10 protein-coding genes are annotated in these 14,465 nt (G+C 69.8%); 6 read left to right on the forward strand and 4 right to left on the reverse strand.

Going from position 1 to position 14,465, the window contains the following annotated elements:
• The first annotated feature begins 31 nt into the window (after positions 1–31).
• Positions 32–595 carry a HalX domain-containing protein gene (locus tag EO776_RS14530; RefSeq protein WP_100050498.1) on the forward strand — a complete coding sequence of 188 codons (564 nt, stop codon included), beginning with the start codon at positions 32–34 and terminating at the stop codon, positions 593–595.
• Between the two features lie 119 nt (positions 596–714).
• Here EO776_RS14530 and EO776_RS14535 read toward each other — a convergent pair whose 3' ends face one another.
• A complete protein-coding gene (locus EO776_RS14535; RefSeq protein WP_100050499.1) occupies positions 715–1,350 on the reverse strand; it encodes an IS6 family transposase in 636 nt (211 codons plus the stop codon).
• A gap of 94 nt (positions 1,351–1,444) precedes the next feature.
• On the opposite strand from EO776_RS14535, the gene EO776_RS14540 reads away from it, so the two are divergent.
• Positions 1,445–2,962, forward strand: a complete 1,518-nt coding sequence (locus EO776_RS14540; RefSeq protein ID WP_100050500.1) for a molybdopterin-dependent oxidoreductase — start codon at positions 1,445–1,447, stop codon at positions 2,960–2,962.
• A gap of 25 nt (positions 2,963–2,987) precedes the next feature.
• Here EO776_RS14540 and EO776_RS14545 read toward each other — a convergent pair whose 3' ends face one another.
• Positions 2,988–4,406, reverse strand: coding sequence for a single-stranded-DNA-specific exonuclease RecJ (locus EO776_RS14545; RefSeq protein WP_100050501.1), 1,419 nt, complete (start codon positions 4,404–4,406; stop codon positions 2,988–2,990).
• Positions 4,407–4,438: 32 nt separating this feature from the next.
• Entirely contained in the window at positions 4,439–6,622 is a 2,184-nt protein-coding gene (locus tag EO776_RS14550; protein WP_100050502.1) for a beta-glucosidase, read from the reverse strand.
• 182 nt (positions 6,623–6,804) lie between these two features.
• Between EO776_RS14550 and EO776_RS14555 the strand changes: the two genes are divergently transcribed.
• From EO776_RS14555 to EO776_RS14565, 3 genes are read left to right on the forward strand one after another with little or no spacing between them, the layout of a single operon-like run.
• On the forward strand, positions 6,805–8,136 hold the full coding sequence (locus EO776_RS14555) for an O-acetylhomoserine aminocarboxypropyltransferase/cysteine synthase family protein (RefSeq protein WP_049932666.1): 1,332 nt from the start codon (positions 6,805–6,807) through the stop codon (positions 8,134–8,136).
• Positions 8,133–9,431, forward strand: a complete 1,299-nt coding sequence (gene metX / locus EO776_RS14560) for a homoserine O-acetyltransferase MetX (RefSeq protein WP_049932668.1) — start codon at positions 8,133–8,135, stop codon at positions 9,429–9,431. The genes EO776_RS14555 and metX overlap by 4 nt, the downstream gene beginning before the upstream one ends.
• A gap of 57 nt (positions 9,432–9,488) precedes the next feature.
• Positions 9,489–11,141, forward strand: coding sequence for a long-chain fatty acid--CoA ligase (locus tag EO776_RS14565; protein ID WP_049932669.1), 1,653 nt, complete (start codon positions 9,489–9,491; stop codon positions 11,139–11,141).
• A 36-nt stretch (positions 11,142–11,177) separates the two neighbouring features.
• On the opposite strand, the gene EO776_RS14570 is transcribed toward EO776_RS14565, so the two are convergent.
• Entirely contained in the window at positions 11,178–11,642 is a 465-nt protein-coding gene (locus EO776_RS14570; RefSeq protein WP_049932670.1) for a DUF5807 family protein, read from the reverse strand.
• A 316-nt stretch (positions 11,643–11,958) separates the two neighbouring features.
• Between EO776_RS14570 and EO776_RS14575 the strand changes: the two genes are divergently transcribed.
• The gene (locus EO776_RS14575) at positions 11,959–14,460 is read left to right on the forward strand and encodes a DEAD/DEAH box helicase (protein WP_049932671.1); all 2,502 of its coding nucleotides are present in this window, start codon (positions 11,959–11,961) and stop codon (positions 14,458–14,460) included.
• Positions 14,461–14,465 lie beyond the last annotated feature (5 nt).

The raw sequence follows: 14,465 nt of genomic DNA on the forward strand, positions 1-14,465 counted from the left end.
CGTGTCCGGTCGCCCTCGGCGGTGATCGGCGGTGAGCGATCCGTCGGTGCTCGTCGTGGAGGACGAGCCAGACATCGCGGCGCTGTACGCCGGCTTCTTAGAGGAGCGGTACGCCGTCGACGTGGCGGAGACTGCCGCCGAGGCGATCGATCGCGTCGACGGCGGCGTCGACGTGGTGCTCCTCGACCGCCGCCTCCCCGACGGGAGCGGCGACGACGTCTTGGAACACATCCGCGAGGAGGGGTACGACTGTCGCGTGGCGATGGTCACTGCGGTCGAACCCGACTTCGACATCATCGACATGGGGTTCGACCTCTACCTCACCAAGCCGGTGAGCCGCTCGAAGCTGCTCGCGGCCATCGACACGCTACTGACGCGCAGCGAGTACGACGACCTCGTTCAGGAGGCCGCCGCCCTCGCCAGCAAACGCGCGGTCCTCAGCTCGCAGAAACCGGCCGCACAGCGCGAGGAGAACGAGGCGTACGCCGACCTGGTCGACCGGTTGGAGGACTTAGACGCCGACATCGACAACCTCGGCGAGTCGCTGTCGACCGACGACTACCGCGCGATGTTCCGCGACCTCGGCGAGGCCTGACGCGACGCCGCCCCCTCGCTGCGATCGCTCGCGGCGCTCGTTCTGATCGCTTTTCTCGCCGTCGCGGCTGTGCGTACTCCGGCGACGCCGACGGTACTGTAGCGGTTTCGGGGTAGTGTTTAGATAAGCTGATTCCATGCGAAGGCGAACGCTTGTAGCCAATTTTCGGCGGTACTCGGTTCAGCGTGACTAAACGTATTTGAGAATTGGTTTGTTCGTCGTTTTACTTCGCGAAAGACATGTTCGACGGCATTCCGATTCCCATGTGTGACGTGTTGGAATCGGAGCCCATGACGATGACAGGCCGCGTGTAACCATGGCGCACCGTCAACGAGAAAGACCGCGTCGTCGACCTGATGTTTCTCACGGAGTTCTGAGAGAAACATCGAGGAGATCGCGTTCGTTCTCGTCGGATAGAGCCGAACGTGGAGCAGGTGGTTTGTGTCGGGATCGACAGCAGCGTACAGCCAATATTGCTCAGAGTTGAGCTGGACCACGGTTTCATCGACCGCAACGTGATTCGGATTCGCACCGTCCGTCGGCTGTAAATCGGCTTTCTGTACCCACCGATGGACGGTGGTTCGATGGCGATCGACACCCAATCTCTCAAGAGTCGAGACGGTATCCGAAAGTGATAGCCCCGCCAAATGGAGTCGGATACCGAGTTTCATCGCCGACTCGGGTGTCGCCTCTCGCTCCAGAAAATCTAACTCGATACAACCGCTATCGCCGCTGAGGCGGTCGAAACTGAGCATAGACAACTCGATCCTTTGACCGCCTCATCCTTCGACCTTATCTCAACACCGCCCCGAGGCCGCAGTTCAAGTTACTGCGGCCCTAACCCTGACCGTGATCAACGTTACCGAGCGACGGGAACCGCTTCTCGCCGCGGCGGCCGGCGCGGCCGCGATCGCCGGCTCGTACCTCGTCGCGGGGTGGACGCCGTCGTTCGTCGTCAGGCCGATCGACCAAACCGTCGTCAACCTGACCCCTGGACCGATCGTGACGGCGACGATCGAAACGCTCGGCGAGGCGGGTCACCTGATCCACATCGCGCTGGCGCTCGCGATCGCCGTCGGACTGTTCGGGACGGTCGCGTTCGCGGGCCTTCGGCTCGCCGCGCGCACCGATCGGCGAGCAGTCGGCGCCGCGATCGCGGGTGGGGGATCCTGGCTGCTTGCCGCCGGCTTGACGGGCGTCTCGACGGGTGCGCTGAGCGCGGCGCTCCCCGCGGCGGTCGTCGTCGGGATCGGGTGGTTGCCGTCGTCCGCGACCCCGTCCGGAGGTGACACCGGCACAGTGAGGGGCTCGCCGGCGGTCGTCAATGCGGTGCGCCGCCGGACGCTCGGGGTCGTCGCCGGCGCGCTCGGGTTCGTCGCCGCGACCGTCGTCGGCCGGCGGGCGCTCGCGTCGGAGGACGAGCCCTTTCCCAACGCCCCGCGGTCGGAGGGCGCAGCCGCGCGGCTCCGAGAACTCGACTCGGCGTCGCTGACGGTCGAAAGCGACGGGCTCCAGGAGATGGTGACGCCGATCGGCGAGTTCTACAACGTCGACATCGCGGAGTTCGACCCGGAGGTCACCGCGGGCGAGTGGTCGCTGACGTTCACCGGCGAGACCGGCTCCGAGCGGACGGTCGACTTCGACGAGCTGATCGAGCGCCCCGCCGAGAACCGCGCGGTGACGCTGCGGTGCGTCGGGGAGGACCTGAACGGGCGCCGAATCGGCACCGCCGTCTGGACGGGGACGCCGATCCGGCCGCTGCTCGAATCTGTGGACCCGCAGGGCGACTGCGACTGCGCGATGCTGCGCGGCGAGGACGGGTACTACGTCGAGTTCCCGGTCGACGTCCTCGCCGAGGGGTTCCTCGCGTGGGGGATGAACGGCAAGGAGCTCCCGACGAACCACGGCCACCCTGTCCGGACGCTGATCCCGGGCCACTGGGGCGAAACGAACGTGAAATGGCTCTCGGAAATCGAACTGCTGAACGTCGAGGACGACGGCTACTGGGAAGAGCGCGGCTGGGAGGGGACCGGCGAGGTGACCACCGTGGCCAAGCTCTGGGACGAGGGAATCACGGAACTCGGCGACGGCCGGATCGAACTGGCCGGCCACGCCTACGCCGGGACGCCCGGCGTCAAGCGCGTCGAGGTGTCGACCGACGGTGGCGACTCGTGGACCGACGCCGAGCTCTCCGACGCGCTGCCCGACGCGGACGTCTGGCGGCAGTGGCGCCACGCCTTCGAGCCCGCCGGGGAACACGAGGTCGTCGTCCGCGCGGTCGACGGCGAGGGGACGCGCCAGCCCCGGAAAGAGTCCGGCCCCGTCCCGAGCGGCGCGTCGGGCTGGGTCCGGCGGACGGTCGGGTGACGACCGGGCGGCGTGGTCGCCCCCGTCAAGAGAGCTGCTCGCCGACGATCCGGTCGGCCGCGGCGAGGAACGCGTCGCGCTCGTCGATAGGAATGGTCGCGCCCGCGGCCACGTCGTGCCCGCCGCCGTCGCCGCCGACCGATCGGCTCGCCTCGCACATCACCGTCGAGAGGTCGAGCCCCCGGCGGACGAGCGCATGCGAGCCGCGCGAGGACACCTTCAGTTCCTCGGCACTCTCCTCGGCAAAGGCGATCACCGGCTTCGACCGGTCGACCGCGGGGGAGCCGACCGCCATCCCGGCGACGATACCGACGATCGTCTCGCGGATGCGGGAGCCGGCGTCGAACCACTGGAGGTGGTCCTCGTGGGTGACGCCCTCGTTTTTGACCCACTGGAGGCCCTCGGAGAGGTTCCGCCGGTGGGTGCGGAGGAGCCGGCGCGCCTCCGCGAGCGCGTCGCCGCGGTCGCCGAGACACACCGCGAGGCCGACGTCGCCGCGCTCGTAGCGGGCGGTCGCGTTGAGCAGCGTCGAGAACTCGCTGACGTCTCGCAGCTCCGTTCCGGGCTCCTCGTCGACCAGCGTGTAGGAGGTCCCGACGAGCGCCTCGATCCGCTCGGACGGGACGCCCGAGGCGACCGCGCGGCGCATCAGCGCCGACGCGAGGGCCTGTCGCTCCCCGCCGTCGAGGTCGACCCAGCGCCGCCACTCCCCGTCGCGTTTCACGTCGACGTCGAGGTCGGTGAGGAAGGATATCGCCCCCGCCTCGTCGTTCGAGATCCCCGGGATCTTCACGTCGGAGGCGTATTCCAAGAGCTTTGGGAGCGGCCGGGTCTGTCTGCCGTACAGGTCGAGGTCGGTCCGGGCCTCGAGGACGCCGGCGTCGACACCGTCAGCGACGATCGACTCGTTGGCGCCGACGAGCCCGTCCGCCGAGTCCTGCATGTCGCCGACCGCGCCGACGACGGCGAGCCCGGCGAGGTCGCGGTTGTCGCCGTCGGGCCCCTCCAGCGCGCGGGCGAGGAGGTAGCTCGCGCCGGCCCCCGACAGCTCGCTCGCGCCGTCGATCCCCTCCAAGAGGGGGTTGAGGTGGTACCGCGTGTCGCGGTCGGCGGGCTGGTGGTGGTCAGCGATGACGGGGACGAAGTCGCCGCGGTCCTCGTGGTCGGCGATGGCGTCGAGCTGGCCGGAGCCGAAGTCGGTGAACAGCACCACGTCGAACTCGCGGGCGGCGATCCCGGCGATCGAGTCGGCGTCCAGCTGCTTCTCGAAGACGACCTCGTGGTCGATCCCCGCCCGGGCGAGCCCGGTGGACGCGACCGCGGCGCTCGTGATCCCGTCGGCGTCGATGTGGGACGCGAGCAGCACCCTGTCGGCCTCGCGCAGGCGGTCGGCGCAGTCGGTCGCGTGGTCGGCGAGGTCGGGAACGGGGACGGCGACTGCCATTACCTCTTGTTGGCTCGCGACCGTGGATAAACTCACGCTTCGTCGCGGCGGTCGACGACGCGCTCAACCCGCGCGTCCCGGCTCGAACGGCCGATCTCGACGGCGTATTCGCCGGGGTCGACCCGCCACCCCGACTCCCCGTACCGCGCGAACGCGCGCTCGTCGAGCGCGATTTCGACGGTACGTACCTCACCCGCCGGGACAGCGACGCTCGCGAACCCCGCGAGCTCCCGGACCGGGCGGTCGACCCCGTCCACGGCCGGCGGGCGAACGTACGCCTGGACGACCTCGCGGCCGTCGCGGTCGGAGACGTTCGCGACGGTGACGGTCGCCCGACGCTCGGCGTCGGCCGCCGGCGCCGCCTCGACGCTCGCGTCGCGGTACTCGAAGGTCGCGTACGAGTGGCCGTGGCCGAACGGGTAGGTCGGTTCGGCGTCGCCCGCGCCCGCGGCGCGGTCGTCGTCCGCGTCGAACCAGCGGTAGCCGACGAACACTCCCTCGTCGTGCCGGACCGCGCCGTCGACGCCGGGGTAGCGGCGCTCGTCGCCCGCCGTCGGGTACGCCGCCTCGGGAGCGAACGTCACTGGCAGCCGCCCGCCGGGGTCGGCGTCGCCGTAGCAGACGCTCGCGACCGCGTCGCCGTGCGCCTGTCCCGGGTACCAGTTCACCAGGACCGCGTCGACGGTGTCGCGCCAAGGGAGCTCGACCGGGGCGCTGGTGTTGACGACGACAACCGTCCGGGCCGCGGCGGCCGCGGTCCGCTCGACGAGCTCGTCCTGTCGACCGGGGAGCCGGAGCGATTCGCGGTCCATCGCCTCGGTGGCGGCGTCGCGCACGAAGACCACCGCGGCGTCGGCGTCGCCCGCGGCGTCGACCGCGCCGTCGACGTCGGGACCGCGCGCGTCTTCGTCGGTCTCCTCGTCGCCCGCTAGCAGGTCGAACATCGAGACGCCCTCGACTCGGGGCAGCCCGTGGGCGACGGTCACGTCGCCCGCGGCGCGGGACTCGAACCCCTCGACCGGCGCCGTGGAGACGACCGGCGTCGTCTCCGAGGAGCCGCCGCCGCCGAGGACCGCCTCGTCGACGTTCGGGCCGATCACGGCGACATCGGCATCGTCGTCGAGAGGGAGCGCCCCGCCGTCGTTCTTCAGCAGGACGGTCCCTCGCGCGGCGACCTCGCGGGCGTGCTCGCGGTGGGCCGGCGTGTCGACGGCGCCGTCGGCGCGCTCGTCTGCGTCACGTAAGAGCCCGACGCCGTCCATTGCGCGGAGGACCCGGACGACCATGTCGTTGAGGCGTGACTCGGGGACGTCGCCGTCTCGCACCGCGTTGGCGAGCGTCTCGGCGAACCCCTCGCAGGTCCGCGGATCGGGCATGCCGCGAGCGATCGATTCGGGGAGGTCGTCGAAGCCGCCGCCGTCGGACTCGTCGCCCTCATCTTCCGTCCCGTCGTGGAGCGCCTCGGGCGAGGTGCCCGGCATCTCCACGTCGAGGCCCGCGTTGGCCGCGGCCGCCGCGGCCTCCGTTCCGTACCAATCGGAGACAATGAACCCGTCGAACCCCCACTTGCCTTTCAGCACCCCGGTTACGAGCTCGCGGTGGTCACTCATCCGGACGCCGTCGACGCCGTTGTAGGCGGTCATCACCGATCCCGCGCCCGCCTCGACGGCGTCGCGGAACGAGGGGAGATAACACTCCCGGAGCGCGCGCTCGCCGATCTCGGCACTGACCGACGCGCGATGCGTCTCCTGACTGTTCGCGACGTAGTGTTTGGGGGTGGCAATGACGTCCGCCGACTGGATCCCCGCGACCACCCGCGCGCCCATCGTCGCGGAGAGGACCGGGTCCTCGGAGAGGTACTCGAAGTTCCGGCCGTTGTGCGGGACGCGGATCAGGTTGACGCCGGGCGCGAGCAGGGCGTCCTGTCCCGCGCCGCGCGTCTCCCGGCCGAGCGCCGCGCCGTGCTCGCGCGCGAGAGCCGAGTCAAAGGTCGCGGCGAGCGCCACCGGCGCGGGGAACGCGGTCGCCGACTCGCCGGGGACCCGGACACCGAGCGGCCCGTCGACCAGCCGGAGCGGGGGGATGTTGAGGCGCTCGACGCCCGGGACGTAGCCCGTCGCCCGACCCTCAGGGTCGACGGCCCCGTGGACGAGTCGGACCTTCTCCGTCAGCGTGAGGTCGGCGACGAGGTCGGCAGGTGTGGGTGTTTCAGTCATACCCGAATCCTCGTGAGACTGCCGGAAACCGTTTCGGGGGGCGTTCTCCAAGCGGCGTCGCAGTAGCGACGGGTTCGGTCTCGAGCCGCGGCGCGCCGTTCGGTGTCCGCCGCGGGACAGGCCGAGGCATCACTTGCCGTAACTGACAGTTATAGCAGTGTCCAGAGATATACACTACGTACATGACACGTGGGTTTTCCACCCGGAGTCTCCACGCCGGCGCCGAGCCCGACGCGGCGACCGGCGCCCGCGCCACGCCGATCCACCAGACGACCTCGTACGTTTTCGACGACGCGGACACGGCGGCGGAGCTGTACGCGCTCCGGGCGGAGGGCCACGTCTACTCCCGGCTCTCAAACCCGACGGTGAACGTCTTAGAAGAGCGGCTCGCCGACCTCGCCGGCGGGTCGGACGCGGTCGCGACGGGCTCGGGGATGGCCGCGTTCGACGCGATAACCACCGTCCTCGCGAGCGCGGGCGACAACGTCGTCGCCAGCTCCGAGATGTACGGCGGGACGGCCGCGTACCTCACCAGCGTCGCGGACCGCCGCGGGATCGAGACGCGGCTCGTGGAGACCCTCGACTACGACGCGTACGCCGACGCGATCGACGACGACACCGCGTTCGTCCACGTCGAGACGCTCGCGAACCCCTCGCTCGTCACGCCCGACTTCGAGCGGCTCGCCGAGATTGCCCACGAGAACGCGGTGCCGCTCGTCGTCGACAACACGTTCGCGACGCCGTACTGCTGTCGGCCGTTCGAGCACGGCGCCGACGTCGTCTGGGAGTCGACGACGAAGTGGATCACGGGCAACGGCACCACCGTCGGCGGCGTCGTGATCGACGGCGGGCAGTTCCCGTGGGACCACCCCGACGCCGACTACGCCGAGCTCGACGGCGAATCGCCCGCGTACCCGATCGACTTCGTCGAGCAGTTCGGCGACGCCGCGTTCGCGAACGTCGCCCGCCAGCGCGGCGTGCGGCCGACCGGCGGCCAGCAGTCGCCCTTCGACGCGTGGCAGACGATCCAGGGGCTGAACACGCTCCCCTTGCGAATGGATCGCCACTGCGAGAACGCGCGGCGGGTGGCCGAGTTCCTCCGCGGCGACGACCGCGTCGACTGGGTGACGTACCCCGGCTTCGAGGACCACGAGAGCCACGGCAACGCCGCGGAGTACCTCGACGGCTTCGGTGGGATGGTCACCTTCGGCGTCGACGGCGGGTACGAGGCCGCAAAGACCTTCTGCGAGTCGGTCGACCTGACGAGTTTCCTCGCGAACATCGGCGACGCGAAGACGCTCGTCATCCACCCCGCCTCGACCACCCACGCGCAGATGGACGAGGACGAGCAGCGGCTCGCGGGCGTCTACCCCGAGATGCTCCGGCTCTCGGTGGGGATCGAGGACCCCGACGACGTGATCGCCGACCTCGACGCGGGACTGGCCGCGGGCGAGCACGTCGCGGCGGGCCGGACCGAGGAGGAGCGGGCCGCGGACGAGGGGGCGGACCGATGAGCGCCGTCCCGACCGACCACGGCGTCGCCTCGCTCGGCGAGTTCACCTTCGAGTGCGGGCAGTCGGTCCCCGACTTCGAGGTCGCCTACGAGACGCACGGCGAGTTCGACGGCGACAACGTCGTGCTCGTCTGCCACGCGCTCACCGGGAGCCAGAACGTCGCGCGCTCCCCCGAGCCGGAGCGGGACGCGGAGACCACGGGGGCCGGGCAGGCCGGGCAGGCCCGGGCGTGGTGGGACGACGTCGTCGGCCCGGGGAAGGCGATCGACACGACCGAGTACTACGTCGTCTGCGCGAACGTTCCGGGCTCCTGTTACGGGACGACCGGCCCCGCCAGCGAGCGACCCGCGGACCTCGACCTCCGCGAGGAGCCCGACCACGACCGGTGGGGGACCGCGTTCCCGCCGGTCCAAGTTGAGGACTGGGCGCGCGCGCAGCGCCGGCTGCTCGACCACCTCGGCGTGGGGCGGCTCCGGGCGGTCGTGGGCGGCAGCGTCGGCGGGATGAACGCCTTGGAGTGGGCGAAGCGGTACCCGGACGACGTCGACCGCGTGGTCGCGATCGCGACGGCCGGACGCCTCGACGCGCAGTGTCTCGCGCTCGACGCGGTGGCGCGCCGGGCGATCCGCGCGGACGCGGACTGGAACGGGGGCGACTACTACGGCGACGACCGGCCGGCCCCGACCGAGGGGCTCGCGATCGCCCGCCAGATCGGCCACATCATGTACCTCTCGAAGGCGTCGATGGAGCGGAAGTTCGGGCGCCGGTCGGCCGGCCGCGACTCCCTGACGCGCGAGGACGGGGACCTCGGGCTGCCGCCGGAGCCGACAGCCGGGTTCTTCCCGTACCGCGAGGTCGAGTCGTACCTCGACTACCAGGCGGAGGGGTTCGGCGACCGCTTCGACGCGAACAGCTACCTCTATCTGACGCGCGCGATGGACGAGTACGACCTCGCCGCCGGCCACGGGACCGACGCCGACGCCCTCGCCGCGTTCGAGGGCGAGACGCTGCTGATGAGCTTCACCGCCGACTGGCACTTCACCGTCGAGCAGTCGGCGTCGTTGGGCGACGCGTTCCGCGAGGCCGGGGTGCCGGTCGCCCACCACGTGGTCGACTCCGACCACGGCCACGACGCGTTCCTCGTCGAGCCGGAACACGTCGGCCCGCCGGTCCGAGACTTCCTCGCCGACGGCGTCGACGGCCGCGCCGTCTCCGACGAGGACGGCGACGACGGCGACGACCCGCGGCCAGACTCTAACCACGCGCCGGTCCACGCGAGCCTGTTTCGGGGGTGAAGAGTCACGATCAATCATGATAACGTTCATAGTTCCAGACCGCGTGAGGTGAGAGGTATGCCAGGCGGACACGCGCAGACCCTGCGACCGTTCATGTGGCGCGCCGAGCGACTGTACCCCGACACCGAGATCGTCTCGCGGACGCACGAGGGGCGGACGCGGCACACGTATGCCGAGTACGCCGACCGGACGGCCCGGCTCGCGAACGCCTTAGACGACCACGGGATCGAGCGCGGCGACCGCGTCGCGACGTTCTGTTGGAACCACACGCGGCACTTCGAGACGTACTTCGGCGTCCCGAACACGGGCGCGCAGCTCCACACGATCAACCCGCTGCTGCCCGACGAGCACATCCAGTACATCGTCGACGACGCCCAAGACGAGATCATCTTCGTCGACCCGTCGCTCGCCGAGAAGATCGCGGGCGCTGCGGAGGGGGCGGAAGAGTTCGACGGCGTCGACTTCGTCGCGATGGGCTCGGAGGGCATCGACGCGCTCAACGCGCCCGCCTACGAGGAGTTCATCGCGGACCACTCGACCGAGTACGACTGGCCGGACCTCGACGGCGACCAGCCCGCCGGCCTCTGTTACACCTCCGGCACGACGGGGAAGCCGAAGGGCGTCGAGTACACCCACTCGATGCTATGGAGCCACACGATGGCCTCCCAGACCCCGCAGGGGATCCCGATGGAGGACTCTGACGTGGTGATGCCCGTCGTTCCCATGTTCCACGTCAACGCGTGGGGGATGCCGTTCACCGCCGCCGCCGCGGGCGCGAAGCACGTCTACCCCGGTCCATCGCCGGACCCCGCGGACCTCGCGGCGCTGATCGAAGAGGAGGGCGTGACCATCTCCGCGGGCGTGCCGACGGTGTGGCTCGGCCTCCGCGAGTACATCGAGGGGGGTAACGAGGTAGACCTCTCGACGCTCGACACCGTGATCATCGGCGGCGCGGCCGCGCCGAAGGCACTGGTCGAGTGGTACGACGAGCGCGACGTGGAGGTGCTCCACGCGTGGGGGATGACGGAGCTGTCGCCGATCGGCACCGTCTCGCATCTCAAAGATGACCTTCGCGACGCCGAGTACGAGACGCAGGTGAACAAGCGCTCGAAGCAGGGGCTCGTCGCTCCCGGCCTGGAGTTCGAGGTCATCGACGAGGACGGCGAGGAGATCCCGTGGGACGGCGAGGCGTTCGGTGAGCTCCGGATCCGCGGCCCGTGGGTCACGAAGGAGTACTTCAAGCGCCCCGAGGCGAACGAGGAGGAGTTCGTCGACGGCTGGCTGAAGACCGGCGACGTGGTCACCGTCGACGAGGACGGCTACATGCAGCTCGTCGACCGGACGAAGGACGTGATCAAGTCCGGCGGCGAGTGGATCTCCAGCGTCGAGCTGGAGAACGCGATCATGGCCTACGACGGCGTCAGCGAGGCGGCCGTCGTCGGCGTGCCCCACGAGCGCTGGCAGGAGCGCCCCGTGGCGTTCATCGTCGTGGCCGAGGGCGTCGACCGCGACGAGCTCGTCGAGCGGATCGAGACCGGGCTCCGCGAGGAGTACCCCAAGTGGTGGGTCCCGGACGCGGTGGAGTTCATCGACGAGGTTCCCAAGACCGCTACCGGGAAGTTCTCGAAGAAGGACCTCCGGGAGCAGTACGGCGACCAGTCGCTCGTCGAGGGGGCCGTCCCGGAAGACGACGCGCCCGAGCAGGAGTAGTCGAGCCAAGCGGGTAGCCGGTCGCTCGGCGGGCTTTCAGTCGTCGCGGTCGCCGACGACCCACTTGTGCGAGTAGCTCTCGCCGCAGGTACAGTGAGCGTACGCGTGGACCACGTCGCCCTCGGCGTAGAGGCCGCCGACCTCCTCGTTTTGCGCCTCGGCGAACGCGAAGATGAACTGGATGTCGTGGTCGGCTTCGGGATCCTCGCTCGCGTCGTCCGCGTCCGGGCCGTCCGCGAACGGACACGCGCCGTCGTCGAGCGAGCGCGCGATCTCGCCCTCCGCGGCCATCGCCGTCTTCGCGAACTCCATCGCGCCCATGCCCGTGCCGGCCTGGAACGCCGACCGCCCGGTCTCGCCGTCGAGGATCAGCCGCACGCCGCCGGCGGTCTCGGTGCCGACCTCGCGCAGCCGGGAGTCGTCGTCGAGGTACGCGTCGCTCAGGTAGAAGACCACGTCGTCGAGCCGCTCGCCCGCGAGGAACTCGTCGAGGTTGCTCATGCCGCCCGGAGGCGCGTGAGCGGTAAAAGGTGTGCGTGTCGCCTCGAGCGGAACCGGCTCCGGTCGCGGGCGATCGCGGAGCGGCGATCCGCCGAGCATATAATAGATCGTGTGGAATCGGGGTAACTGTTAATACGCACCACGGAGATCCGTCGCGTAATGAGCACGCAGAACAGATCCGACGACCGGCTCGCGGAGTGGGCGCAGCTGGTCGACGAGGACGTTCCGGAGGAGCTCCGAGAGGAGCGTTCCGTCGACGGATAACTTTCACCCCGCTTCGCGAAGGCTTTAGGCCGACGGCGGCGAAGCACCGCCGATGGCGACCGAGGCCGCCGGGATCGACAGACCCCTGCTCGTCGACGACTTCCTCCAGCGGCGCCGCTACCAGCTCCAGTTGGCGGACGCCGCCGCCGACAAACACACGCTGGTCTGTCTCCCGACCGGCCTCGGCAAGACGACGGTCAGCCTGCTCGTCACCGTCGAGCGCCTCCACGAGGCGGGCGGGAAGGCGCTCTTCTTGGCCCCCACGAAGCCCCTCGTCCAGCAGCACGCGGACTTCTACCGCGAGGCGCTTGAGATTCCGGACGACGAGATCGTCGTGTTCACCGGCGACGTGAAGCCCGACGACCGCGCCGCGCTCTGGGACGACGCGCGCATCGCGATCGCGACGCCGCAGGTCGTCGAGAACGACCTCGTCGGTAACCGGATCTCGCTGCGCGACGTGACCCACCTCACCTTCGACGAGTGCCACCGCGCGACCGGCGACTACGCGTACGTCTACATCGCGGAGCGGTACCACGCCGACGCAGCCGACCCCCTCGTCACCGGGATGTCGGCCTCGCCGGGCGGCGACACCGAGGAGATCGAGACGGTCTGCGAGAACCTCGGGCTCGTCAACGTCGAGGTGATGACCGAGGAGGACGCCGACGTCGACGAGTACACTCACGACACCGATGTCGGGTGGGAGCAAGTCACCTTGCCGGACGAGGTGCTCGCGATCCGGGACGCGCTCAACGAGGTGATCACGGACCGGCTGGAGAAGCTGAAACAGCTCGGCGTGACGAACACGACGAACCCCGACCTCTCGCAGAAGGACCTCAACAAGATGCGGGGGCAGCTGAAACAGATGATGGACAACGACCAGTCGGAGGGGTACAAGGGGATGTCCACCCACGCCGAGGTGATGAAGCTCCGGCGCGCGACCGAGCTTGTCGAGACGCAGTCCGTCGAGTCCGTGCGTCGCTACTTCGAGCGCCAGCGCGAGGCCGCCCGGTCGTCGGGCGCGTCGAAGGCGAGCCAGCGCATGGTCGCGGACCCCAAAGTGAGAGAAGCGATGCGGAAGGCGGAGTCGTTCGACGGGCTCCACCCGAAGTTCTCGAAGGCCCGCATCCTGCTGGCGGAGACGCTCGGGATCAACGAGGGCGAGCGCGCCATCCTGTTCACCGAGTCCCGCGACACCGCCGAGGCGCTCGTGGAGTTCCTCTCCGCCAGCTTCGACGTGCGCAAGTTCGTCGGACAGGGCGACAAGGACGGCTCCGACGGGATGAGCCAGAAACAGCAACAAGAGACGCTCGACGAATTCAAGACGGGCAAGTTCGAGGTGCTCGTCTCCACCTCGGTCGCGGAGGAGGGCCTCGACGTGCCCGAGGTCGACCTCGTCTGCTTCTACGAGCCCGTCCCCACTGCGATCCGCTCGATCCAGCGCAAGGGGCGGACGGGCCGGCAGGCCGAGGGAAAGGTCGTCGTCCTGATGGCCGAGGACACCCGCGACGAGGCGTTCTTCTGGATCTCACGGCGCCGAGAAAAGAAGATGGCCAGCCAGCTCGCCGAGCTGAAGGAGGCCACCGACGACATCGAGGAGTCAGTCGGCGACGAGGGACAGGCCGGCCTCGACGCGTTCGCCGGCGGGTCCGCGAGCGAGGGCGACTCTGGCGAAGGCGGCTCGGGCGATGACCAGGGTGAGGCTGAGGGCGAAGTCGATGGTGACGATGAAGGCGAGATCGGCGGTGACGACGAGGGCGACGCCGGTCTCACCGACTTCGCTGCGGAAGCGCGGGAGGGAGAAGACGACGTGGACGACGTGGAGGCCGAGGCTGGCGGAGAGACGGAGGTCGAGGGAGAGACGGACGCAGGCGACGACGGCGTCGTCGCCACCGCCGGCGTCGACGAGGGCGTCGAGGTTGTCGTCGACCAGCGCGAGCTCGACTCCTCGATCGCGAAGGACCTCTCGACGCGCGACGGCCTCGTCACCCGGCTGGAGACGCTCGCGGTCGGCGACTACGTCCTCTCGGACCGCGTCGCGGTCGAGCGCAAGTCGGCGGCCGACTTCGTCGACTCGATGCTCGATTCCGACCGGTCGATGTTCGAGCAGGTGGGCGAGCTCTCGCGGGCGTACGCTCGCCCCGTCATGGTCGTCGAAGGGACGAACCTCTACGGCCAGCGCGATATCGACCCGAACGCGATCCGCGGCGCGCTCGCGTCGCTCGCGGTCGACTTCGACGTGAGCGTCCTCCGCACCGAGGGCGAGGAGGACACCACCGAGCTGCTCGCGACGATCGCCAAGCGGGAGCAGGAGACGCGCGACCGCGAGGTGAGCGTCCACGGCGAGAAGACGACGAAGACCCGCGCGGAACAGCAGGAGTACGTCGTCTCCTCGATCGCCGACATCGGGCCCGTGACGGCGCGGACGCTGCTGGAACACTTCGGCACCGTCGAGGCCGTGATGACCGCGCCCGAAGACGACTTACTGGACGTCGACGGCGTCGGCCCGGTGACCGCGGAGCGCATCCGCGAGGTCGTCGGGACCGAGTACGAGTGAGGCCG

It is taken from the genome of Halorubrum ezzemoulense (genome assembly GCF_004126515.1).
GTDB classification, from domain to species: Archaea; Halobacteriota; Halobacteria; order Halobacteriales; family Haloferacaceae; genus Halorubrum; species Halorubrum ezzemoulense.